At 70.8% G+C, this 23,735-nt stretch carries 21 protein-coding genes; 11 read left to right on the top strand and 10 right to left on the bottom strand.

All coding sequences use genetic code 11. The features are described from left to right. Nucleotides 1-9: 9 nt before the first annotated feature. On the top strand, nt 10-1,014 hold the full coding sequence (locus tag ABZ910_RS20470; protein ID WP_361366768.1) for a DNA-3-methyladenine glycosylase 2 family protein: 1,005 nt from the start codon (nt 10-12) through the stop codon (nt 1,012-1,014). An 88-nt stretch (nt 1,015-1,102) separates the two neighbouring features. Here ABZ910_RS20470 and ABZ910_RS20475 read toward each other — a convergent pair whose 3' ends face one another. Together ABZ910_RS20475 and ABZ910_RS20480 are read right to left on the bottom strand one after the other, a co-directional pair. After that, a complete protein-coding gene (locus ABZ910_RS20475) occupies nt 1,103-2,185 on the bottom strand; it encodes an NDP-sugar synthase (RefSeq protein ID WP_361366771.1) in 1,083 nt (360 codons plus the stop codon). A 160-nt stretch (nt 2,186-2,345) separates the two neighbouring features. Next, nucleotides 2,346-3,731 (bottom strand): peptidoglycan recognition protein, encoded by a 1,386-nt coding sequence (locus tag ABZ910_RS20480; protein ID WP_361366774.1) that lies wholly within the window; start codon nt 3,729-3,731, stop codon nt 2,346-2,348. A 129-nt stretch (nt 3,732-3,860) separates the two neighbouring features. On the opposite strand from ABZ910_RS20480, the gene ABZ910_RS20485 reads away from it, so the two are divergent. The 4 genes from ABZ910_RS20485 to ABZ910_RS20500 all read left to right on the top strand — a co-directional run bounded on the left by ABZ910_RS20485 (nt 3,861) and on the right by ABZ910_RS20500 (nt 9,721). Then, nucleotides 3,861-4,616, top strand: a complete 756-nt coding sequence (locus ABZ910_RS20485) for a TIGR03089 family protein (RefSeq protein ID WP_361366777.1) — start codon at nt 3,861-3,863, stop codon at nt 4,614-4,616. Nucleotides 4,617-4,807: 191 nt separating this feature from the next. After that, nucleotides 4,808-6,001 (top strand): LCP family protein, encoded by a 1,194-nt coding sequence (locus tag ABZ910_RS20490; RefSeq protein ID WP_361366780.1) that lies wholly within the window; start codon nt 4,808-4,810, stop codon nt 5,999-6,001. Between the two features lie 255 nt (nt 6,002-6,256). Beyond that, a complete protein-coding gene (locus tag ABZ910_RS20495; RefSeq protein ID WP_361366782.1) occupies nt 6,257-7,999 on the top strand; it encodes an LCP family protein in 1,743 nt (580 codons plus the stop codon). 129 nt (nt 8,000-8,128) lie between these two features. After that, nucleotides 8,129-9,721: an LCP family protein gene (locus ABZ910_RS20500; protein WP_361366785.1), complete on the top strand. Its 1,593-nt coding sequence runs from the start codon at nt 8,129-8,131 to the stop codon at nt 9,719-9,721. Nucleotides 9,722-9,758: 37 nt separating this feature from the next. Here the strand turns inward: ABZ910_RS20500 and ABZ910_RS20505 are convergent, their stop codons facing one another. Beyond that, complete coding sequence (locus ABZ910_RS20505; protein ID WP_361366788.1) at nt 9,759-10,787, bottom strand: glycosyltransferase family 2 protein; 1,029 nt, start codon at nt 10,785-10,787, stop codon at nt 9,759-9,761. A 244-nt stretch (nt 10,788-11,031) separates the two neighbouring features. On the opposite strand from ABZ910_RS20505, the gene ABZ910_RS20510 reads away from it, so the two are divergent. Next, a complete protein-coding gene (locus ABZ910_RS20510; protein ID WP_361366790.1) occupies nt 11,032-12,405 on the top strand; it encodes an LCP family protein in 1,374 nt (457 codons plus the stop codon). Nucleotides 12,406-12,448: 43 nt separating this feature from the next. Here ABZ910_RS20510 and ABZ910_RS20515 read toward each other — a convergent pair whose 3' ends face one another. Then, complete coding sequence (locus tag ABZ910_RS20515) at nt 12,449-13,006, bottom strand: acyl-CoA thioesterase (RefSeq protein ID WP_361366793.1); 558 nt, start codon at nt 13,004-13,006, stop codon at nt 12,449-12,451. Between the two features lie 119 nt (nt 13,007-13,125). On the opposite strand from ABZ910_RS20515, the gene ABZ910_RS20520 reads away from it, so the two are divergent. Continuing rightward, nucleotides 13,126-14,412, top strand: a complete 1,287-nt coding sequence (locus ABZ910_RS20520) for an LCP family protein (protein ID WP_361366796.1) — start codon at nt 13,126-13,128, stop codon at nt 14,410-14,412. Here the strand turns inward: ABZ910_RS20520 and ABZ910_RS20525 are convergent. The 3 genes from ABZ910_RS20525 to ABZ910_RS20535 all read right to left on the bottom strand — a co-directional run bounded on the left by ABZ910_RS20525 (nt 14,409) and on the right by ABZ910_RS20535 (nt 17,331). After that, the gene (locus ABZ910_RS20525; RefSeq protein ID WP_361367071.1) at nt 14,409-15,185 is read right to left on the bottom strand and encodes a methyltransferase domain-containing protein; all 777 of its coding nucleotides are present in this window, start codon (nt 15,183-15,185) and stop codon (nt 14,409-14,411) included. The genes ABZ910_RS20520 and ABZ910_RS20525 overlap by 4 nt on opposite strands. Before the next feature lie 50 nt (nt 15,186-15,235). Beyond that, the gene (locus tag ABZ910_RS20530) at nt 15,236-16,072 is read right to left on the bottom strand and encodes an SAM-dependent methyltransferase (protein ID WP_361366799.1); all 837 of its coding nucleotides are present in this window, start codon (nt 16,070-16,072) and stop codon (nt 15,236-15,238) included. A gap of 101 nt (nt 16,073-16,173) precedes the next feature. Further along, nucleotides 16,174-17,331 (bottom strand): acyl-CoA dehydrogenase, encoded by a 1,158-nt coding sequence (locus tag ABZ910_RS20535; RefSeq protein WP_361366802.1) that lies wholly within the window; start codon nt 17,329-17,331, stop codon nt 16,174-16,176. A gap of 202 nt (nt 17,332-17,533) precedes the next feature. Here ABZ910_RS20535 and ABZ910_RS20540 point away from each other — a divergent pair, with 202 nt between their 5' ends. From ABZ910_RS20540 to ABZ910_RS20550, 3 genes are all read left to right on the top strand, one after another. Further along, on the top strand, nt 17,534-18,877 hold the full coding sequence (locus ABZ910_RS20540) for a UDP-glucose/GDP-mannose dehydrogenase family protein (protein WP_361366805.1): 1,344 nt from the start codon (nt 17,534-17,536) through the stop codon (nt 18,875-18,877). 314 nt (nt 18,878-19,191) lie between these two features. Then, on the top strand, nt 19,192-19,551 hold the full coding sequence (locus tag ABZ910_RS20545; protein ID WP_361366808.1) for a VOC family protein: 360 nt from the start codon (nt 19,192-19,194) through the stop codon (nt 19,549-19,551). Between the two features lie 34 nt (nt 19,552-19,585). Continuing rightward, nucleotides 19,586-19,978 (top strand): VOC family protein, encoded by a 393-nt coding sequence (locus tag ABZ910_RS20550; RefSeq protein WP_361366810.1) that lies wholly within the window; start codon nt 19,586-19,588, stop codon nt 19,976-19,978. A gap of 130 nt (nt 19,979-20,108) precedes the next feature. Here the strand turns inward: ABZ910_RS20550 and ABZ910_RS20555 are convergent, their stop codons facing one another. From ABZ910_RS20555 to ABZ910_RS20565, 3 genes are read right to left on the bottom strand one after another with little or no spacing between them, the layout of a single operon-like run. Beyond that, the gene (locus ABZ910_RS20555; RefSeq protein ID WP_361366813.1) at nt 20,109-21,308 is read right to left on the bottom strand and encodes a dipeptidase; all 1,200 of its coding nucleotides are present in this window, start codon (nt 21,306-21,308) and stop codon (nt 20,109-20,111) included. 5 nt (nt 21,309-21,313) lie between these two features. Beyond that, entirely contained in the window at nt 21,314-21,811 is a 498-nt protein-coding gene (gene purE, locus ABZ910_RS20560) for a 5-(carboxyamino)imidazole ribonucleotide mutase (RefSeq protein WP_361367073.1), read from the bottom strand. A gap of 26 nt (nt 21,812-21,837) precedes the next feature. After that, nucleotides 21,838-22,977 (bottom strand): 5-(carboxyamino)imidazole ribonucleotide synthase, encoded by a 1,140-nt coding sequence (locus ABZ910_RS20565; RefSeq protein WP_361366815.1) that lies wholly within the window; start codon nt 22,975-22,977, stop codon nt 21,838-21,840. A 225-nt stretch (nt 22,978-23,202) separates the two neighbouring features. On the opposite strand from ABZ910_RS20565, the gene ABZ910_RS20570 reads away from it, so the two are divergent. Further along, complete coding sequence (locus ABZ910_RS20570; RefSeq protein ID WP_361366817.1) at nt 23,203-23,712, top strand: GtrA family protein; 510 nt, start codon at nt 23,203-23,205, stop codon at nt 23,710-23,712. The last annotated feature ends 23 nt before the right edge of the window (nt 23,713-23,735 follow it).

Consider the following 23,735-nt stretch of genomic DNA (forward strand, 5'->3'; position numbering starts at 1 on the left):
ACCTCACTCGTGGCAGGACGCTTCGCTCCACGGCCCACGCGTACGACCGTGCGCGGTGGGCATGTCGCCGTACCCGCCGGGGTGCCGCGGCCGGCCGGGCACGAACGCGGCCGGATGCGCCGGTGGGTGCCGGAGGGCCCGCTCGACCTCGGGCTGGTGCTCGGCCCGCTGCGGCGCGGGCCGGGCGATCCGACGTTCCGGGCGATGCCCGACGGCTCCGTGTGGCGCGCCAGCCGGACGCCCACAGGGCCGGGGACGCTGCGCGTGTCGGCGTACGGCGATGAGGTGCGCGGACAGGCGTGGGGGCCGGGGGCCGAGTGGCTGCTGGAGCAGTTGCCGCAGCTGCTCGGCGCCGCGGACGACCCGGACGCCTTCGCGCCCCGGCACCGGATCGTCGCCCTGGCCCGGCACCGGCGGCCCGGGTTGCGGCTGACGCGGACCGCTCTGGTGCTGGAGTCGCTGATCCCGTCGATCCTCGAACAGAAGGTCACGACGGTCGAGGCGTACCGCGCGTGGCGGCTGCTGGTGCGCAGGTTCGGGGAGCCGGCGCCGGGGCCCGTGGACGGGCGGATGTGGGTGATGCCCGCGCCGCGGACGTGGGCGCTGATTCCGTCCTGGGAGTGGCATCGGGCCGGCGTCGACGACAAGCGGGCGTCGACGATCCTGCGGGCCGTACGGGTCGCCGCACGACTGGAGGAGGCGGCGGGGATGGCGCCTCAGGACGCGCAGGCGCGGTTGGAGGTCGTGCCGGGGATCGGTCCCTGGACGTCGGCGGAGGTCGTGCAGCGCAGTCATGGCGCGCCGGACGCCGTGACCGTGGGCGATCTGCATCTGCCGGGGATCGTGGGGTGGGCGCTGGCCGGGGACCGGCACGCGGACGACTCCGCGATGCTGTCGCTGCTGGAGCCGTACGCCGGGCAGCGTCATCGGGCGGCCCGGCTGATCCTGTTGAGCGGGAAGGTGCCGGAGCGGCGGGGCCCGCGGTTCCCTGTCGGGGACATCAGCCGGTTGTGAGGGTCGGTCAACTGGGCCGCGCTGCAAGGAAACCCGGTGCTGCGGGGTGCCGCTGCGCCGGCGGCACGAATGCCCGCAGCCAGACCCTCTACTGATCCGAGGAGAACCGCACCGCCCCCGCCGGGATCCGGGCGTCGCACCACACCCGTACACCCCCGCGGAACTCGTTGTCCGGGCCGATCACCGCGCCGTCGCCGATGACCGTGCCCTCCAGGACGGAGCGTTCACCGATGCGGGCCCGGGCACCGATGAGGGAGTCGGTGATGACGGCGCCGGGTTCGATGACGGCGCCGGGGAGGATCGCGCTGCCGAAGACCCGTGCGCCCTCGGCGACGCACGCGCCCTCGCCCACCACCGTGCCGCCCGTCAGCTTGGCGTCGGGCGCGACCGTCGCCGTCGGCAGGATCAGGCGGTCGCCGCAGCGGCCGGGCACCGCCGGGGACGGGGCGCGGCCCAGCACCAGGTCCGCGGAGCCGCGGACGAAGGCCGCCGGTGTGCCGAGGTCCAGCCAGTACGTCGAGTCGACCATGCCCTGCAGATGGGCACCCGCCGACAGGAGGCCAGGGAAGGTCTCCCGCTCGACGGACACCGAGCGGCCGGCCGGGATCGCGTCGATGACGGAGCGGCGGAAGACGTACGCCCCGGCGTTGATCTGGTCGGTGACGATCTCCTCGGGGGTCTGCGGCTTCTCCAGGAAGGCGAGGACGCGGCCGGTGTCGTCCGTGGGGACGAGGCCGTAGGCGCGGGGGTCGGTCACCTTGGTGAGGTGCAGGGACACATCGGCGCCGGTCGACTCGTGCGTGCGCACCAGGGCCCCGATGTCCAGGCCCGTCAGGATGTCGCCGTTGAAGACCAGTACCGGGTCGTCGGAGCCGGAGTGGAGGTGCGCGGCCGCGTTGCGGATGGCGCCGCCGGTGCCCAGCGGCTCCTCCTCTGTGACGTACTCGATGTGCAGGCCCAGCGCGGAGCCGTCGCCGAAGTACGGCTCGAAGACCTCGGCGAGGTAGCTCGTCGCGAGCACGATGTGCTCCACGCCCGCCGCTCTCGCCCGGGCCAGCTGGTGCGTGAGGAACGGCACCCCGGCCGCCGGGACCATGGGCTTGGGCGTGTTGACCGTGAGCGGGCGCAGCCGGGTGCCTTTGCCTCCGACCAGGAGGATCGCTTCTGTCACCTTCGTCTCTGCTTCCTGCCGGGACCGGCCGAACTGTCATTCGGCGGGCCAGTGTATGCAGACCGTGCGATAGCGCCCTCGATGGCCGCGCGGTGTCCCGCGAATTCCGCGTGCGGTTTCCCCCGACTGCCCCTGACGGCGGTGAACGCGCACGCCGGCCTCAGCGTCCCTGGTAGCGCGCCGCGGTCGAGCGGGCCGAGCCGAGCTTGGAGTACAGCCGCTCGCCCGGGCAATCCGTGGCATACCCGTCCCGATGGCCGGAGATCACGTTCAGTCGTACGTTCTTTCCCTTTGGGTAGAGATTGCCACCCCCTGACGTCAGGTATGTCTTGCCGCGCGGATCGGCCCCGAAGAGGCCCAGTTTCCACGCGGTGAGTTTGGCGATGGCCTTGACCGCGGAGGACGACGGTTTGGTCGAGTTGAACGAGCCGATGACCGCGACACCCATGCTGTTGCTGTTGAACCCGAGGGTGTGGGCCCCCCTGACCGCCTTCGTCACGCCCCCGGCACGGCCCTCGTAGATGCTTCCGCACTTGTCGACGAGGAAGTTGTAGCCGATGTCCCGCCAGCCCATGCTCTTGACGTGGTAGCGGTAGATGCTGCGGATGACGGACGGGGCCTGTGAGCAGCTGTAGTTGTTGCCCGAGTCGGTGTGGTGCACGAAGGCCGCCTTGACCTTCTTCGTGTAGACGAAGCCCCGTTCGCGCAGGCTCTCGTCCGCCCCCCAGCCGCTCCGCGTCACGATCTTCGGGCGCGGTCCGATGTACGGCGTCGCGCGCTGCGCCCCGGCGGGTGCGGGGCCGCGCAGGGTGAGCAGTTCGCGTTCGGTGTCCTGTCTGTTCAGTGCAGGGATCTCGGCGGCGCCGAGCGGCGCGACGTCGGTGTTGACGGCGGACGAGGCGGCCGCCGCGTCATCGAGGGCGGCGGCGCCGGTGCGGGGGATGTCGGACGGGGGTTCCGCGCCGGGGTCGACGAGTTCCAGGCGCAGCCCGGAGGGGAGGGGGGCCGTGAGGCCGCCGGTGCGGTCGCCGCCGGGGGTCTCCTCCGCGCGGACCCGTACCTCCACGCCGTTGGAGTCCCCGACCCACAGCGGAGCCGTCGCGCCGCGCACACGGCCCGAGGTGCTCTCCGCGGTATCGGGGTCGGCGCCGTGGTCGGCGTTGTGCGTCCCGATGTCCTGCCAGCCGGTCCAGACGCCGGTGGCGACCGAGCGGGTACGGACCTGGACCTGGCCGTGCAGCTCGATGCGGGGGTTGTCCCAGATGATGCCGACGAGGGAGAAGTGACGCACGTCCCCGCGGCGCAGGCCCTGTTCGGCTGCGCCGAGGGCACGGTCGCGAGGGAGCGGGGTCAGGGGCAGCGACTGGGTGTCGCCGGGGACGGCCGGTTCCGCCGTCGTACGGCCGCCGGTCGCGGCTCTGTTCGAGGCCGGCGCGGGTCTCGCGGTCGCGGCGGACGCGGGCAGGGCCTGGGGGAGGACCAGGGCGGCCGCGCACGTGACACCGACGGAGGACACGCCGATCGAGGAGGTAAGAAATCCACGCATGCCGCTGATCTTGTACATATTCATACCGGTTCGGCCATCGCGGACTTGACGGCCCGTCGGGCCGCGTTCGTCCGAACCGGTGGCCCCGCCGCCCGCTGCACGGCCGCGTCGCCGCGTACGCTTGCCCGGGTGAACGCCACCGATCGCACCCCCGCCGACCTGCTGCGTTCCGCGCTCGCCGCGGACCCCGGACGCCCCCTGGTGACCTTCTACGACGACGCCACGGGCGAACGCGTCGAATTGTCCGTGGCCACCTTCGCCAATTGGGTGGCCAAGACCGCGAACCTGCTCCAGGGCGATCTAGCCGCCGGGCCCGGCGACCGGGTCGCGCTGCTGCTGCCCGCGCACTGGCAGACGGCGGTGTGGCTGCTGGCGTGTTCCTCGGTGGGCGCGATCGCGGACGTGGCCGGGGATCCGGCGGCGGCGGACGTCGTCGTCAGCGGGCCGGACACGCTTCAGGCGGCGCGCGCCTGCGGCGGGGAGCGGGTCGCACTCGCGCTGCGCCCCCTGGGCGGGCGGTTCCCGCAGACCCCGGACGGTTTCATGGACTACGCCGTCGAGGTGCCGAGCCAGGGCGACCGCTTCGTACCGTTCGCTCCGGTGGACCCCGAGGAGCCGGCGCTCATCGTGGCCGGGGCGGAGATGACGGGGGCGGAGGTCGTCGAGCGGGCCCGGGCGGACGCGCCGTCGCTGGACCTGACGGGGCCCGGCTCCCGGCTGCTGTCCGGGTTGCCGTACGACACCTGGGACGGACTGAGCTCCGGCCTGTACGCGCCGCTGGCCGTCGGCGGCTCCGTGGTGCTGTGCCGGCACCTGTCCGAGCTGGGCGAGGACGCCCTGGCCAAGCGGATCGAGGACGAGCGGGTGACCGCCTCGCGCCACTGAGGGGAGCGGGCTTCATTCACCCGATCGGAGTAATACCGGCCGCCTCCGCCGCCCACCCGGCGTCATCGTCGTAAGAGCACAGCCGTAAGAAGGCGGCAGCGCACCACAGCGCACGACGACGCGAGAGCAGAGAGCCGGACCACACGAGAGCAGGACGACACCTTCGTACGCCATGAGGGGGTGTGCCGCCCGTGACCGACGCCGCAGGTACGTCTTCCCGAGACCCGCTCCGCCCCGTCCCCGGCGCCTCCGCCACCGGGGACGGGCTGATACGGCGGCGCCGGCGGCGGTGGGTGCGGTGGACGGCGCTGGGGGCCGGGCTGCTGCTCGTCGCCGCCGCGGGCGGCGGCTGGGCCGCCTACGAGAAGCTCAACGGCAACATCACCGCCGACGAGGCCGCCGCGGCCGAGCTCGCCCAGTACGAGCGGGAGCGGCCCACGGCGCTCGTGCGCGGCGCGCAGAACATCCTGCTGATCGGATCCGACTCGCGCGCGGGCAGCGGCAACCGCGCGTACGGGCGCGACCAGGGCACCCAGCGCTCCGACACCGCGATCCTGCTGCACCTCGCCGCCGACCGGCGCAGCGCCACCGCCGTGTCGTTGCCCCGCGACCTGATGGTCGACGTGCCGAGCTGCCACCGGCCGGACGGCAGCCGGAGCGCGCCGGCGTTCACGATGCTCAACTACGCCTTCGAGGTGGGCGGTTCGGCCTGTGCCATCCGTACCGTCGAGAAGCTGACGAACATCCGGATCGACCACCATGTCGTCGTCGACTTCAACGGCTTCAAGGAGATGGTCGACGCCGTCGACGGCGTGCAGGTGTGCCTGAAGAAGCCCATCGACGACAAGGCCGCGAAGCTGAGGCTGCCCGCGGGCCGGGTCACTCTCGACGGCGAGCAGGCGCTCGGCTACGTCCGCGCCCGCAAGTCGCTCGGCGACGGAAGCGACACGGACCGGATGGAACGGCAGCAGCAGTTCCTGGGCGCGCTCGTGAACAAGGTGCAGAGCGAGGACGTTCTGCTGAACCCGGTCCGGCTCTATCCGCTCCTGGACGCGGCCACCTCGTCCCTCACCACCGACCCGGGCCTGGCCAGTCTGGGCGACTTGTACCAACTTGTACGAGGGCTGCGAGGCATCCCCACCGAACATATGCAGTTCCTGACCGTTCCGCGGAAGTCGTATGCCTACAACGCGAATCGCGACCAGCTCGTGGAGCCCGATGCCGGCCGGCTCTTCGAGCGGCTGCGCACCGACGCCCCCGTAGCCACCGCAAGGGAATTCTCACCGGAATCTCACGACTCCGGGGGCGGCGGCGACCCCTCCCACAGCGCCTCGCCCGCCCCGACGTTCCGCGGCAACACCGCCGCCGACGACGCCTGCGGGTAAGACGCGGACGGTCGCGAGTAAAGCGCACGCCAAGGCGACGAACCCCTGTTCAGGAAAATGAGACGGATTGCCCGGTTGTAGGGACGAGGAATTTGTCCCCGCCGTCGCTAGCCGCTGAACTGGACGGATAGTGTGAGCGATCCGGTGCACGAGGCCGCGACATCCGATCTGGGGTCGTGCACTGTTTGAACGAGACCCGAGCGCTTTGTTGAGGGGGCAAGGCGCCGCGTGGCCCCGACGGAGGATTCGGACAGCGTGGACGCGCAAGGCCGTGGGCGGGCGGACAACATCGATCCCGCAGACCAGTGGGTGTTCAATCCGAACACCGGCGAATACGAAATGCAACTGGCTACTTCCGCACCGCAGTCGTCGGTGCCGAGCCCCCGCAGATCCGGCTCCCGGAAATCCGGAGGCGCATCACGCGGCCGGTCCGCCACAGCGGGGCGGGCGGCAGGGAGAGCCCAAAGCCGCGACGTGCCGCAGCAGCGCGGCAGGCGCAGGAGTGAGCCCGAACCGCCGTCCGGGCGCCGTGGCCGGAGGACCACGAAGCCGACGCCGAAGGCGAAGAAGATACTGCTGTGGACCGGCGGTTCCATGGCCTTCGTACTGGTCGCGGCCTCCGCGGCCGGCTACCTCTACATCCAGCACCTCAACGACAACATCACGTCGGTGTCGGACGACGGCGCGAGCACCGGTGGCTTCAGCAAGGACAAGGCCATCAACATCCTGCTGATGGGCACCGACAAGCGCACGGGCAAGGGCAACGAGGGCTACGGTGACGCGGGTAGCGTCGGTCACGCCGACACCAACATCCTGCTGCACGTCTCCAAGGACCGGTCGAACGCGACCGCGCTGAGCATCCCGCGCGACCTGATCGTCAACGTCCCGGACTGCCCGACGACGCAGCCGGACGGCACCACCAAGGTCATCCCGGGCACGGACCACGTCCGCTTCAACACCAGCCTCGGCCAGGACGGCCGTACGCCGAGCTGCACCATGCGCACGGTCACCGAGCTGACCGGGGTCAAGCCGGACGACTTCATGGTCGCCGACTTCAACGCGGTCAAGAACCTCACCGAGGCCGTCGGCGGTGTCGAGGTCTGCGTGGCCCATGACGTGCACGACCCGGACTCGCACCTGAACCTGACCAAGGGCACGCACAACATCTCCGGCGAGCAGGCACTGGCCTTCGTGCGCACCCGGCACGCCGTCGGCTTCGGCGGCGACCTGAGCCGGATCGGGCTGCAGCAGCAGTTCCTCAGCGCGCTGATGCGCAAGCTGAAGGGCAACGCCACGCTCACCAGCCCGTCGAAGATGTGGAAGCTGGCCGACGCCGGCACCAAGGCCCTGACCGTCGACAGCAAGCTGAACAGCATCGGCAAGCTCTCGGACCTGGGCCTGGAGCTGGGCAAGCTCAACCCGAAGAACCTGGCGTTCACCACCGTGCCGGTGCTGGACAACCCGGCGGAGAAGGTCAAGACGACCGTCGTCCTCAACGAGTCGAAGGCGCCTGCGGTGTTCGACGCGATAAGGCACGACGTCTCCTTCACCGACGTCAAGAAGAAGCAGAAGAAGAAGTCCAAGGACGCGGAGGCGGCCCGGCTCAAGGGGCCCAAGGCCGATGCCTCCGAGGTGCGGGTGCAGGTCTACAACGGCGGCGCCGTGGGCGGCAGCGCACAGCAGGTCCTCGGCTGGCTGCAGAACAGCGAGGGCGTCCTCAAGTCGGACAACGCCGGCAACGCCCCACAGCAACTGGACAAGACCACGCTCGAGTACGCCCCCGACCAGGCCGACCAGGCGCGCAAGCTGGCCGAGATCATGGGGCTGTCCGGCTCCGCCATGAAGCCGGGCAAGAGCGTGACCAACTCCCAGGGCCTGCCCGCGATGACGCTGACGCTGGGCAAGGACTTCAAGGGGGCGGGCGAGCCGCTGACCGGACCGTCCAAGGCGCCGGATGTGGAGAAGTCCACGGCAGACAAGGTTCAGTGCGCTTCGTAGGTAACCCATCGGGCCCGTCGTGCGTCTAACCCGACGCGGGACGGGCCCGTGTCAGTGCGGAGGGCGGGGAGGGGCGGGGAATTGGCGCGAAGTGGTGCACGGGGAAAGGCTTCCGCGGTCGGGGACACGATGTCGCTCTCACCGCGACACCCGGGCGGGTCCGAGGGCCATGACGGATACGACGACCGGGGCGGCAACGGAGCCGGCTCGCACGACGGCAGACGGCCCCGCAGACGGCGGGCGCTGCGCTGGTCGGCCACGGTGCTGACGGTGGTGATACTCGGCACCGCGGGCGCCGGTTACCTCTACTACCGGCACCTCAACGGCAACATCAGGAAGGGCGACCTGTTCCTCGGCGACGACAAGGACAGGGCGCCCGAGTCGAAGGCGAACGCGGCCGGGCAGAAACCGCTGAACATCCTGCTGATCGGCTCGGACGCGCGGGACTCCGCGGAGAACCAGAAGCTCGGCGGCGCCCGGGACACCTTCAACACCGCTCCGCGCGCGGACGTCCAGATGCTGCTGCACGTCTCGGCGGACCGCAGCAACATGGCGGTCGTCAGCATGCCGCGCGACACGCTGGTGGACATTCCCCAGTGCACGGACCCCGGCAACGGCAAGGTCTACGCGCCGGTCACACAGACGATCACGAACGACTCGCTGGGCCGCGGCGGCCCCGGCTGCACGGTGGCGACCTGGGAGAAGCTCACCGACATCCACATCGACCACTTCATGATGATCGACTTCGCGGGCGTGGTGTCGATGGGGAACGCCATCGGCGGCGTACCGGTCTGTGTGGACGCCAACATCCACTCCAAGTCCTCCGACGGCCACGGCTCGGGCCTGCGGCTGAAGAAGGGCACCACGTACGTCAAGGGCACCCAGGCCCTGCAGTGGCTGCGCACCCGCTACGGCTTCGAGGACAACACCGACATCGCGCGGGCCAAGGCCCAGCACCAGTACATGAACGCGATGGTCCGCCAGCTGCGCGCGAACGCCACGCTCAGCAACCCGGGCAAGCTGCGCGCGCTCGCCGAGACGGCCACCACGGCGCTGACCGTCGACAACGGCCTCGGGACCGTGGCGAAGCTGTACGGCCTGAGCAAGGAGCTCAAGAAGGTCCCCACCGACCGCATCACCATGACGACGATGCCGTGGGTGTACTCCGCGACCGACAGCGGCCGCGTGGTGCCGAGGCCCGGCGACGCGGCGAAGCTGTTCCGGCTCGTCCGCGACGACATCGCCCTGGACGGCAAGGGCAAGAAGAAGCCCGCGCAGCCGAAGGCGCAGACGGTCACCGCGCCGGCCGCACCGGACGACAAGATCGCCGTACAGGTGCGCAACGGCACGATGTCCAGCACGCAGATCCCGGTCTCCGGACGGGCGCGTGCGATCGCCCAGCTGCTCGTCGGCAAGGGCTTCACCCAGGCGCTGGCGGACCCCTCGGCCTCCCTCAGCGAGGAGCAGACGGTGATCCGCTATCCGAGCGCGGACCTGGCGGGCGACGCCCGGCGGGTGGCCGAGGTGCTCGGCATCCCGGACAGCGCGGTGGAGAAGTCCACGGACGTCTCCGGGGTCACCCTGGTCGTCGGCGCCGACTGGCGCTCCGGTACGACGTACACCGCACCGAGGGAGGACGACTCGACCCCGAAGACGGCGCAGGCCATCAACGGCGCGGACAAGGGGCAGTGCATGCACGTCAACCCGGCCTACACCTGGTAGACCGGGTCGACGTGAGCGAACGGCCGCCTCGCGGGCCTCAGCCGGCGCTGAGAACCGCGGGGCGCCGGGACGCGATGACCCGCTCGGCGAGTGCCTTCGGGCTGGTCAGGAAGCCCCAGCCCCACGACATGTGCATGGTGGCGAGGGCGACGGGGATCTGCAGACGGGCCTTCAGCGGCAGCCCCTTGCCCGCCGGCACCGAACCGGCGGCTATCGCCGCGAGATAGCCGCCCGGGATCACGAAGGCCCACGGGGTCAGGGCGGCGCCGGCCACGAGACCGGCGGCTATCGCGCACACCGCGGTCGGCGGGGCGAGGTAGCGCAGGTTGATGGAGCCCTCGTGGTAGCGGGCGACGACGTGCCGCCAACGGCCGTAGTCCTTGTACTGCTTGGCGAGCGCCTTCACGCTCGGTCGCGGGCGGTACGACACCTTCAGCTCCGGCGAGAACCAGATCAGCCCGCCGGCCTCACGGATGCGGAAGTTCAGCTCCCAGTCCTGGGCTCGGATGAACTCCTCGTTGTAGCCGCCCTGTTGCTCCAGCGCCTCGCGCCGGAAGACACCCAGGAAGACGGTCTCCGCCGGTCCGGCCGCCCCTCCCGTGTGGAAGGCGGCGTTGCCGACCCCGATCTTCGAGGTCATCGCGGCGGCGACGGCATGCTCCCAGTCGTTCTCGCCCTCGGCGTGCATGATGCCGCCGACGTTCTGCGCGCCGGTCTCCTCCAGGAGCCGTACGGCGGTGGCGATGTAGTTGGGCGAGAGCATGCCGTGCCCGTCGACGCGCACGACGATCGGGTGGCGGGAGGCCTTGATCGCCGCGTTGAGCGCGGCGGGTGTACGGCCGGTCGGATTGGGGACGGTGTGCACGCGGGGATCTTCGGCCACGAGCTCGGCGGCGATCTCGTCCGTGCGGTCCGCGGACGGACCGAGGGCGATCACGACTTCCATCTCGCCGGCGTACTCCTGCGCAAGGATCGCTTGGACGGCTCCGCGCAGATGCCGCTCCTCGTCGAGGACGGGCATGATCACAGAAACTGCGGGGAGGCGCACGTCGGGCTTGGCGTTCATAGGGGCCTCACGTTACCGCGAATGGGGGACACCGGTGCGCGCCTGCGGGCCGCCGCCGCGGGCCGGAGATCGTATGGGCCTACGGTGCTCACGGATCCCACGTTCGGCCCTCGTCCGGAGGTGTCTGTCTTTGTCCAGCCCGCCTCGGTCCCCAGCCCGGCCGCAGCACCCTCCGCGACGGAGGCCGCAGCCGCCAGGCCGTGCGCCGCGTCCGCCCGTACGGCGGAAACGGCCGCGCTGGGCCATGCGGGCGGTGACCACGCTCTCGGTGCTGGTACTCGCCTCGGCCGGGATCGGGCACGCGGTGGTCACCAGCCTGGACGCGGGGATCGCCCGGATCGACCCCTTCAAGGACATGAAGAACCGGCCGCAGGCGGGCCACGGCATGAACATCCTGCTGGTCGGCACCGACGGCCGGGACAAGATCGACGAGTGGGAGCGGCGGAAGTACCGGCTGGGCGGGGCGCCCTGCCACTGCACCGACACGCTCATGATCGTGCACATCTCGGAGAACCGGAAGCGGGCCAGCGTGGTGAGCCTGCCACGCGACTCCTACGCCGAGGTGCCCGAGCACACCGACGAGAACACCGGCGAACGCCACGGACCGCACCCCCTCAAGATCAACGCGGCGTACGCGGAGGGCGGCCCGCAGCTGACCGTGCGCACGGTCGAGAACATGACCCACGTGAAGATCGACCACTACATGGAGGTCGACTTCACCAGCTTCATGAAGACCGTGGACGTGCTCGGCGGCGTCCAGATCTGCACCGCCTCGCCGCTGAAGGACTCGTACACCGGCCTCGACCTCCCGGCCGGCACGCACACGCTGATGGGCGGCGAGGCCCTGCAGTACGTCCGCGCCCGCCACGTCGACGGCGCCTCCGACCTGGGCCGCATGAAACGCCAGCAGCGCTTCCTCGCGGCGCTGATCGACCGGGCGACCTCCTCCGGGGTGCTGCTGAACCCGATGAGGTTCCGGGACGTGTCCCGGGCGGTACTGAGCTCGGTGCGGGCGGACAAGGGCTTCGGCACCGACGAACTGCTGGACCTCGGCCGGGCGATGCGGAACTTCTCCCCCTCGTCCTCCGAGTTCACCACCGTCCCGATCGGACAGATGGGATACGTGGTGAAGGGCGTCGGCTCGACGCTGAAGTGGGACCCGGCCAAGGCGGACAAGCTCTTCCGGTCCCTGCGCGACGACCGGCCCATGGCCGTGGAGCGACGGCCCCGCACCCGGCCGACGGCCGTGGGCGTGGCACCGCAGCAGATCCGGGTCCAGGTGGAGAACGGCACCGGCACGGAGGGCCTCGCCCGGCGGGTCGACGCCGCCCTGGCGGCCACGGGCTTCGCCACCACCCACCAGCCGGTGACCGCGCACGACCACTCCGTGCAGCGGACGGTGGTCCTCTACGACCCCCGCTGGGACAGGTCGGCCACGTCCCTGGCGGCGGCCCTGCCCGGCAGCGAGCTGCGCGCGGTGCCCAGGCAGGGGCCGGTGCTGAAGGTGATCGCCGGTTCGAACTTCCGGAGCGTACGCAAGGTCCGGGCGGAGGATCAGGCCGCCGGGAAGGACGGCGTGGTGCGCGGGGACGAGGTGGTGTGCTCGGGGGGCGCGTGAGCGCAGAAGCAGCGCCCCCCGGCACCCTCGGATCCTCGGTTCCTCAGTCCTCGAACCCATCCGCCGCCCGCTGCTCACGCAGCTCGCGGATCGCCCGGCGGCGGGCCAGGCGGTGAGTACGGCGGATCTGGGCCTCCTGGTAACGGCGCTTGTCGCGCTCGGTCTCGGGGAGGACGGGCGGGACCGGACGGGGCTTGCCGTCGGCGTCCACCGCCGTGAAGACCAGGTACGCCGAGCCGACCTGAGTGGGCGGGGTCGACTCGTTCCAACGCTCGGCAACGACGCGGACGCCGACCTCCATCGAGGTCCGGCCGGTCCAGTTGACCTGGGCCTTCACATGGATCAGGTCGCCGACGCGGACCGGCTCCAGGAACACCATCTCGTCCATGGACGCGGTGACGGCGGGACCGCCGCTGTGCCGGCCGGCCACCGCGCCCGCCGCGTCGTCGACCAGCTTCATGATCACCCCGCCGTGCACCGACCCTAGAAGATTGGTGTCGTTGTGGGTCATGATGTGGCTGAGGGTGGTGCGGGACGCGGATGTCGGCTTGCCCGGGATCTCCGGGGTGTCCGATTCCACAACTGAGGCCTGGTCTGTCATGGCCTCCACCTTATGCCGAAGCTACATTCGGGGACTTTGTGTTGGCTTCGCAACAGCCCGGCCCTGATTTCCTACCGAGCCTTGTAAAGCACACGGTCGTCCCCTGCACACTGGGGCGCATGAACGAATGGCCCGAAGGATGGCACGACGACAACCGCGGCAACCGGTACGGACGCGGAAGCGCCAGCGCGCAGCCTGAGGGCGCCCGCGTCATGCGCCAGGTCCAGCGCGGCCCGACACCCCCGCCCCAGCAGGGCTACGGTGCCGGGATCCCGCAGCAGCCGTACCGCGACGGTTACGGCTACGGCGACCAGGACGCGTACGACAGCGGTTACAGCACGGGCCAGGTCTACGGAGGCGGAGGCCGGGGCGGCCGCTTCATACCCAACGACGACGACCCGGATCCGGACTACCAGCGGTACGCGCCGCGCCCGAGGCGGGGCCGCCGCTTCAAGCGGCTCGTCCTCACGCTCGTCGTCCTGCTGGTCGCCGCGTCCGTGGGCACCTACTTCTGGGCCGACTCCAAGCTCCACCGGGACGTCGACCTGTCCAAGGTCATCGACCGTCCCGAGGCGGGCCAGGGCACGAACTACCTGATCGTCGGCTCCGACAGCCGGGCCGGCATGACCTCCGCCGACAAGAAGCGGCTGCACACCGGGTCCGCCGAGGGCAAGCGCACGGACTCGATGATGATCCTGCACGTCGGCGCCAACGGCGACACGCTGATATCCCTGCCGCGTGACTCGAACGTGACGATCCCCAAGTTCCAGGGATCGACGTCCGGCAAGATCAGAGGCCCGCTGGGCCAGAACAAGCTGAACGCGGCCTACGCCTTCGACGGCCCGACGCTCCTCGTGCGCACCATCGAGTACAACACCGGCCTGCACATCGACCACTACGTGGAGATCGGCTTCGGCGGCTTCGCGAACATCGTCGACGCGGTCGGCGGTGTCGACATGACCCTCGACCAGGGCTTCAAGGACAAGTACTCGGGCGCCGACTTCAAGGCGGGCAAGCAGACGCTGAACGGCCAGCAGGCACTGGCCTTCGTCCGCACGCGGCACGCCTTCGCCACCTCCGACCTGCAGCGCACCAAGAACCAGCAGAAGTTCCTGTCCTCGCTGGCCAACGAGGTGGCCACCCCGGGCACGCTCCTGAACCCCTTCAAGCTCTACCCCACCATGGGCGCGGGCCTGGACGCGCTCACCGTCGACAAGGACATGAGCCTGTGGGACCTCGGCTCGATGTTCTGGGCGATGAAGAGCGTCAGCGGCGGTGAGGGCAAGTCGATGAACATGCCGGTCTCCGGCTCCGTCGGCGGCAACCTCGTCTGGGACAAGGCGAAGATGCACACGCTGGTGAACGAGCTGAAGAACGACGAGAAGGTCACCGTCTCCAACAACTAGACGGCAGCAGACGCAAGCAACGCGACGTGGGGAAGGGCCAGCCGCCCTTCCCCACTGTCGTCCCCGAAGCCCCGGCTCAACCGCTCGTACTCCCCCTTGATCCGTACGACGGTCTCCGCGTCCTGCGCGGCCACGACCAGCCCGATCGCGGCCACCCCGCCGACCGCACCGCCCCACCACTCCTCAAGGGTGGTCCGGTGGTCCCAGGCCACCTCGCGGACCACCACCTCACGGAGGCCGACCTCCGCCAGGAGCCCCGCGAGCCCCTCGGGCGTCCGCGCCCACTCCTCGCCCGGGTCCAGACGCGGCAGATACGACGGCGGTACGGCCCCGGCCGCCGCACAGGCCCGCCCGAGCAGCTCCTGCCCGGCGCCACGCCGCGCACCCCACGTCGTCACGGCGACCCTCCCCCCAGGACGCAGCACCCGCCGTATCCCGGCGAGCGCCGCGCGGGGACGGCCGACGTGGTTGAGCACGAAGTTCCCCACGACGACATCGAACTCCCCGTCGGGGAAGGGCAGGTCAGGCAGGACGCCGACCTGTACGGCGACTCCGCGCGCCCGCGCGGCCGCGACCATGCCCGCATCGGCGTCCACCGCCCGCACCCGCGCCCCACGGGCCCGTGCCGCCAGAGCGGCCGTGCCCGTTCCCGTACCGGCGTCGAGGACCCGCGCCCCGGCCGTCACCCCGGCGGCGTCCAGCAGCGCCTCCACGGGGTGCGCGCACAGCCGCGCGAAGCTGGTGCCGTACGCCTCCGCCCGGCCCCGCCACATGCTCCGCTCGGCCGCGTCGAAGGCCTCGGTCGCGCTGCTCACCGCCGGTACTACGGCTTGCGGCCCACCCCGGCGAAGTGGGTGACCTCCGCCGGCTCACCGCCCTCGGCGTCCGTGGCGTCGGGGCGCCAGCGGGAGCAGGAGACGATGCCGGGCTCCAGGAGGTCGACGCGGTCGAAGAGGCGGACCAGGTCCGCGCGGGCGCGCAGGGTCATGGGGGCCGAGCCCTGACCGTTCCAGTACGCCACCGCCTGCGTCATCGCCTCGCCGTCCACCTCGGTGGTGGGGTGGGAGATCACCAGGTGGCTGCCGGACGGTACGCCGTCCAGGAGCCGGTGCACGAGGGAGACCGCCTCGTCCGTGTCCATGACGAAGTTGACGATGCCCAGCATGGTGATCGCGACGGGACGCGCGAAGTCCAGCGTTCGCGCCGCACGCCGGAGGATCTCCTCGGGCTCGCGCACGTCCGCCTCGATGTAGTCCGTCGCCCCCTCCGGCGTGCTGGTCAGCAGAGCGTGGGCGTGCCGGAGGACCAGGGGGTCGTTGTCGACGTACACGATCCTGGCCGCCGGGTCCGCCCTCTGGGCCACCTCGTGGGTGTTGTCGGCCGTCGGCAGCCCCGCCCCGATGTCGAGGAACTGCCGCACCCCGGCCTCCCGGGCGAGATACCGCACCGCCCGCGCGAGGAAGGCCCGATCGGCGACGGCCGAGCGGGGCAGCGCCGGCACGAACCCGAGAATCTGGTCACCGACCTCCTGGTCCACCGGATAGTGGTCCTTGCCGCCCAGCCAGTAGTTCCAGATCCGGGCCGAGTGCGAGACATCGGTGCGCAGAGGTGCCATGCGCGCTGCGCCTTCGTCACCGGCTGCGGGGATGTCGTCGGACATGCGTCGAGGCTCCTCGGGTGTCAACTCGTCAGGCTGCACACCAAATTAGACAAGAAGGCGCCCCGCGGGACGCCTTCTTGTGAAACCCAACGGCCGGGGTTCTACGGCAGGTTGCGCGCTATCACGACCCGCTGGATCTGGTTGGTCCCCTCATACACCTGCGTGATCTTGGCGTCACGCATCATCCGCTCCACCGGGTAGTCCCGCGTGTAGCCGTAGCCGCCGAGCAGCTGGACCGCGTCCGTCGTGACCTCCATCGCGACGTCCGAGGCGAAGCACTTGGCCGCCGCTCCCTGGAAGGTGAGGTCGCGGTCGCCGCGCTCCGACTTGGCCGCCGCCGCGTACGTCAGCTGGCGGGCGGCCTCGATCTTCATGGCCATGTCGGCGAGCATGAACTGGATGCCCTGGAAGTCGGCGATCGGCTTGCCGAACTGCTTGCGCTCCTGGACGTAGTTCTTGGCGTAGTCGAAGGCGCCCTGGGCGACGCCGAGCGCCTGGGCGGCGATCGTGATGCGGGTGTGGTCCAGGGTCTTCATCGCCGTGGCGAAGCCGGTGCCCTCCTCGCCGATCATGCGGTCGGCCGGGATGCGCACGTTGTCGAAGTAGACCTCGCGGGTCGGGGAGCCCTTGATGCCGAGCTTCTTCTCCGGGGCGCCGAAGGACACGCCCTCGTCGGACTTCTCGACGACGAAGGCGGATATGCCCTTCGAGCGCTTCGAGGGGTCCGTCACGGCCATCACCGTGTAGTACTCGGAGACGCCGGCGTTGGTGATCCAGCGCTTCACGCCGTTCAGCACCCAGTGGTCGCCGTCCCGGACCGCCTTCGTCTTCATGCCCGCCGCGTCCGAGCCCGCCTCCGGCTCGGAGAGGCAGTACGAGAACATCGCGTCGCCGGCGGCGAGCGGGCCGAGGTAGCGCTTCTTCAGCTCCTCGGAGCCGGAGAGGATCACCGGGAGCGAGCCCAGCTTGTTCACGGCGGGGATCAGGGAGGAAGAGACACAGACCCGGGCGACCTCCTCGATCACGATCACGGTGGCGAGCGCGTCCGCGCCCGCGCCGCCGTACTCCTCGGGGACGTGCACGGCCTGCAGGTCGCCCGCGACCAGGGCGTCGAGCGCCTCCTGCGGGAAGCGGGCCTCCTCGTCCACCGCGGCCGCGTACGGCGCGATCTTCGCCTCGGCGAGCGAGCGGACGGCGTCGCGGAGCATGTCGTGCTCCTCGGACGGGCGGTACAGGTCGAAGTCAGCCGATCCGGCCAAGGTCTCTCACGCTCCAAAGACGCAGTGCTACTGACGCGATACTGACGCTAATTACCGTTAAGTAACTCAAATTTTAGTGGTCGGCCCACTGCCCGCATACGTGAGCTTGGCGACAGCGGAGAAGTTGCCCCCCTGAGGACCGATGCATGCCCCGACTATGCTCGGGCGTCGCATCCCCTGTCGTACCTCTTCTGGAGCATCCATGAGCCTCAAGATCACCGTGATCGGCACCGGCTACCTCGGCGCCACCCACGCCGCAGCCATGGCCGAGCTCGGGTTCGAGGTGCTGGGGCTCGATGTCGTGCCCGAGAAGATCGCGATGCTGGAGCGGGGCGAGACCCCGATGTACGAGCCGGGGCTCGAGGAACTGCTGCGCAAGCACGTCGCGGGCATCGAGGGCTCCTCGGGCCGGCTGCGGTTCACGCAGGACTGGGCCGAGGTCGGCGCGTTCGGCGACGTCCACTTCGTGTGCGTGAACACTCCGCAGCGGCACGGTGAGTACGCCGCGGACATGAGCTATGTCGACGCCGCGATCGCCTCCCTCGCCCCGCACCTCACCGGCCCCGCCCTCGTCGTCGGCAAGTCCACCGTGCCCGTCGGCTCCGCCGACCGCCTCGCCGCCTACCTGGCCGCGCACGCGCCCGCCGGCGCCGACGCCGAGCTGGCCTGGAACCCGGAGTTCCTGCGTGAGGGTTTCGCCGTCGAGGACACGCTGCACCCCGACCGGATCGTGGTCGGCGTGCGCAGCGATCGCGCGGAGAAGCTGCTGCGCGAGGTGTACGCGACGCCGGTCGGCGAGGGCACGCCCTTCGTGGTGACGGACTTCCCGACGGCCGAGCTGGTGAAGACCTCCGCGAACTCCTTCCTCGCCACCAAGATCTCCTTCATCAACGCGATGGCGGAGGTGTGCGAGGCCGCGGGCGGTGACGTCGCCAAGCTGGCGGAGGCCATCGGCTACGACGACCGGATCGGAAGGAAGTTCCTGCGCGCCGGCATCGGCTTCGGCGGCGGCTGCCTGCCCAAGGACATCCGGGCCTTCATGGCGCGGGCGGGCGAGCTGGGCGCCGACCAGGCGCTGACCTTCCTGCGCGAGATCGACTCCATCAACATGCGCCAGCGCGGCCAGATGGTGGAGCTGGCGCGTGAGGCGCTGGGTGGCGGGCCGTTCCTCGGCAAGCGGGTCGCGGTGCTCGGCGCGGCCTTCAAGCCCGACTCGGACGACGTCCGGGACTCGCCCGCGCTCAACGTGGCCGGGCAGATCCACCTCCAGGGCGGCCAGGTGACGGTGTACGACCCGAAGGGCATGGAGAACGCCCGCCGTGTCTTCCCGACGCTGGGCTACGCCGACTCGGCCCTCGATGCCGTCCGGGGCGCCGACGTCGTACTCCACCTGACCGAGTGGCGGGAGTTCCGCGAGCTGGACCCGGCGGCGCTGGGCGAGGCCGCGGCGGCGAAGGTGATCCTGGACGGGCGCAACGCCCTCGACCCGGAGCTGTGGCGGCGGGCCGGCTGGACGTACCGGGCGATGGGGCGCCCGACCGCGTGAGAGAACCGTAGGGCGCGCCGGTGTCGAGGTACCGACCGTGCTCAGCCCTTCGGGCCTCCGCGCGCTCGGTACCTCGACACCGGCTCAAGCGCCCGAAGGTGAACGAACAATAAAAGGGGAGACGCCGGTTCGGCCGAGGCTCAGTCGGCCGAACCGGCGTCTTGTCGCATTCTGCACCACGGAGTCATCCTGTCGCCGGTGAACTCCCCGTGGGGCACGGGCCTTTGGCGGCCTTGCGGGAGCATGCGATGACAGTGAGCGGTCGCCCGCGTCCACAGGTGCTCGGGTGACCCGGACTCCGAGGAGGAAGAGCCATGGCTCTCGCAAAGCTGGGTGTCGTCGTCCTGGACTGCCTCGACCCCCGTGCGCTGGCGGGCTTCTACGCCGCGGTGCTGGGCGGAACCGTCGAGGACCAGGAGGAGTGGGTCGACCTGAAGCTACCCGGCGGCCAGGCACTGGCCTTCCAGGCCGCTCCCGGATTCGTGCCCCCGAAGTGGCCGTCCCCGGACGGCTCGCAGCAGTTCCATCTGGACCTGGTCGTTGAGGACCTCGACACGGCGGAGCAGGGGGTGCTGGCACTGGGCGCGAAGCCGCTGGACACGGCGGACCGGGCGCGGACCTGGCGGGTGTACGCGGACCCGGCGGGGCATCCCTTCTGCCTCTGCGCCTGCTGACCCGTTTCTGCCCCTGTTGACCCGAGGGACTCTCATGGCACCCGTGGCCCGTTTCCGTTCCGTCGTGCTCGACTGCTCCGATCCGCTCGCGCTCGCCGGCTTCTACGCGGCGCTCGTGGGCGGCACGCCCCGGGCCGAGGAGGACGACTGGGTCGTCCTGGAGGTCCCGGACGGTCCGCGGCTCGCCTTCAACCGGGAGCCGGGCCACGAGCCGCCCGCATGGCCGCGCGACGGCGGCAACGCCCAGCAGGTCCACCTCGACCTGGATGCCGGGGCGACCTGGGAGGAGGTCGACGTGGCCCACGCGAGGGTGGTGGCGCTGGGCGCGCGGCCGCTGGATCTGGCGGAGCGGGAGGAGAAGGACTTCCAGGTGTACGCCGATCCGGCCGGGCATCCCTTCTGCCTGTGCCGTATCGGGCACCCGTAGGGGCGCGGGACGTCAGCCGTCCGGCTCGGCGAACTTCGCGGTGGACGGCCCGCGGCGCTGCTGCGCACGTGGTCGGAGGTCCTTCCTGGTGGGCGGCCCGTTCGGGGGTCGACCGCCCACCAGGGGGCCGTCAGTCGTCGGAGCCGGCCGGGGGGCCGTCGAGGGACTCGATGGTGGCGTTGGACGGCGCGCGCGTCGCCCGCAGGTCCTTCGCCACGTCCTCGGCCGCGCCCAGCACCCGCACCGCGTTCTGCCACGTCAGCTTGGCCAGGTCGGCCTTCGACCAGCCGCGGTCCAGCAGTTCCGCGATGAGGTTGGGGTAGCCGGAGACGTCACTGAGGCCGTCCGGGGTGAAGGCCGTGCCGTCGTAGTCGCCGCCGATGCCGATGTGGTCGACGCCGGCGACCTCGCGCATGTGGTCGAGGTGGTCGGCGACGGTCGCCACCGTGGCGATCGGGCGGGGGTTCGCCTCCTCGAAGGCGCGGTGGACCTTCATGGCCTCGGCGGTGGTGTCGAGGTGGTGGAAGCCGTGCGCGCGCATGTTCTCGTCGGCCGCGAGGGTCCACTCCCCCGCCGCCCGGAGCACGAACTTCGGGACGAACGTCACCATCGCCATGCCGCCGTTGGCGGGCAGCCGCTCCAGGACGTCGTCCGGCACGTTGCGCGGGTGGTCGCAGACGGCACGGGCCGAGGAGTGCGAGAAGATCACCGGGGCGTCGGTCGCGTCCAGCGCGTCCCGCATGGTCGTCGCGGCCACGTGGGAGAGGTCGACCAGCATGCCCAGCCGGTTCATCTCCCGTACGACCTCGCGGCCGAAGGCCGACAGGCCGCCGACGTTCGGTGCGTCCGTCGCCGAGTCCGCCCAGGCCACGTTGTCGTTGTGGGTGAGCGTCATGTAGCGGACGCCGAGCGCGTACAGGCCGCGCAGGGTGGCGAGCGAGTTGTCGATGGAGTGCCCGCCCTCGGCGCCCATGAGGGACGCGATACGGCCCTCGGCGCGTGCGGCCTCCATGTCGGCGGCCGTGAGCGCGGCCCGCAGGTCGGCCGGGTGCCGGTCGATCAACTGCCGTACGCAGTCGATCTGTTCCAGCGTCGCCGTGACGGCGCCCGGCAGGTCGGAGCGGACGTACACCGACCAGTACTGCGCCCCGACGCCGCCCTCGCGCAGCCGCGGGATGTCGGTGTGCAGGTGGGCGTGCTGGCCGGTGGCGATGTCGCGGGCCGCCAGGTCGTAGTGGACCTGTTCGCGCAGGGCCCAGGGGAGGTCGTTGTGTCCGTCGACGACGGGGAAGTCGCCGAGGAGCGCCCGGGCTTCGTCCAGTGAGGTCATGCCCGTCACTTCCCGAAGCCGAAGGCGTTCGAACCCTCGACCTTGGACCGCAGGCGCTTGCCCTTCTCGGTGGCCTGATCGTTGAGTTCCTGCTGGAACTCCCGCATGCGGGTGAGGAGTTCCTCGTCGTGCGTGGCGAGGATGCGGGCCGCCAGCAGGCCGGCGTTGCGGGCGCCGCCGACGGAGACGGTGGCGACGGGCACGCCGGCCGGCATCTGCACGATCGACAGCAGGCTGTCCATGCCGTCGAGGTACTTCAGCGGAACCGGCACGCCGATGACCGGCAGCGGGGTGACCGAGGCGAGCATGCCGGGCAGGTGGGCGGCGCCGCCCGCCCCCGCGATGATTACCTTCAGTCCGCGCTCGGCCGCGTGCTCGCCGTACGCGATCATCTCGCGGGGCATGCGGTGTGCGGAGACGACGTCGACCTCGTAGCCGATCTCGAACTCGTCGAGGGTCTGGGCGGCGGCCTCCATGACGGGCCAGTCGGAGTCCGACCCCATGACGATGCCAACAACGGGGCTGGGGCTCATTCGCTGATCGTGCCTCTCAGGTAACCGGCTGCGTGACGTGCGCGCTCGAGGACGTCGTCCAGGTCGTCGCCGTAGGTGTTGACGTGGCCGACCTTGCGGCCGGGCTTCACGTCCTTGCCGTACATGTGGATCTTCAGCTGGGGGTCGCGGGCCATGCAGTGCAGGTACGCGCCGTACATGTCCGGGAAGTCGCCGCCGAGCACGTTGACCATGACGGTCCACTCGGCGCGCGGGCGCGGGTCGCCGAGGGGGAGGTCGAGGACGGCGCGGACGTGGTTGGCGAACTGGCTGGTGATCGCGCCGTCCTGGGTCCAGTGGCCCGAGTTGTGCGGGCGCATCGCCAGCTCGTTGACGAGGATGCGGCCGTCGCGGGTCTGGAAGAGCTCGACGGCGAGGTGGCCGACGACACCCAGTTCCTGGGCGATGCGCAGCGCCATCTCCTCGGCCCGCAGGGCGAGCGCCGGGTCGAGGTCGGGCGCGGGGGCGATCACGGTGTCGCAGACGCCGTTCACCTGCCGGGACTCGACGACCGGGTAGGCGACGGCCTGGCCGTGGGGCGAGCGGACGACGTTGGCGGCGAGCTCGCGGACGTAGTCGACCTTCTCTTCGGCGAGGACCGGGACCCCGGCGCGGAACGGGTCGGTGGCCTCCTCGGCCGACTCCACGACCCACACGCCCTTGCCGTCGTAGCCGCCGCGGACGGTCTTGAGGACGACTGGGAAGCCGTCGCCCTCGGCCGCGAAACGGACCACGTCCTCGGGATCGGTCACGATGCGGTGCCGCGGGCACGGCACGCCGATCGCGTCGAGCCTCGCGCGCATCACCCCCTTGTCCTGGGCGTGCACCAGGGCATCGGGCCCGGGGCGGACGGGTATGCCGTCCGCCTCCAGGGCGCGGAGATGCTCGGTGGGCACGTGTTCGTGATCGAAGGTGATCACGTCGCAGCCCGCCGCGAATGCGCGCAGCGTGTCGAGATCGCGATAGTCGCCGACGACGACTTCGCTCACGACCTGCGCCGCGGAATCCTGGGGAGTGTCACTGAGGAGCTTGAACCTGATGCCCAACGGGATGCCCGCCTCGTGCGTCATACGCGCGAGCTGCCCCCCGCCGACCATGCCGACTACCGGGAACGTCACGCCCCCAGGGTATCGGTCACGCCAGGGCGGCCGGATTCCGCGCCTCTTGTCCGGCGCTTACCCGCCGCTTTCCGGGCGCTTGCCCGATGCTTTCCCAGTTCTTTCCGACACCTTTCCGACCCGCGAGCTCGCCCGCAGGCGTCGGAGGGGGCGGCTCGTTAGCATGGCTGGGTCGACAGCTTGCCGAGTCGACGACGAAACCTACGGACGGGGGCCAGCGCAACCATGGGACGTAGTTCCTCGGGGCTGCGAAGACTCGTAGACGAGGTCGCCAAGTTCGGCGCGGTCGGCGGAGCGGGGATCCTCGTCAACCTGGGCGTGTTCAACCTGGTACGGCATGTGACCGACCTCCAGGTCGTCCGGGCCGGCGTCATCGCGACCGTCGTCGCGATCATCTTCAACTACATCGGCTTCCGCTACTTCACGTACCGGGACCGCGACAAGAGCGGTCGCGCCCGGGAGCTCACGCTGTTCTTGCTGTTCAGCGTGGTCGGCCTGGTGATCGAGAACGGCGTGCTGTACGCGGCGACGTACTGGTTCGGCTGGGACACCCCGCTGCAGAGCAACGTCTTCAAGTTCCTCGGCATCGGCGTCGCGACCCTGTTCCGCTTCTGGTCGTACCGGACCTGGGTGTTCAAGGCGCTGCCGCCCCGGGAGGCCGGTGCCGGAGCCGCCGCGAAGAGCTACGTCGCGGAGCAGTCGAAGAAGCCGCGCCCGAAGCAGCGGGTCCCCTAGGGCCGACAGGTCGCCCGGGGGCA

The sequence above is a fragment of the Streptomyces sp. NPDC046805 genome (assembly GCF_040645355.1).
GTDB lineage: Bacteria > Actinomycetota > Actinomycetes > Streptomycetales > Streptomycetaceae > Streptomyces.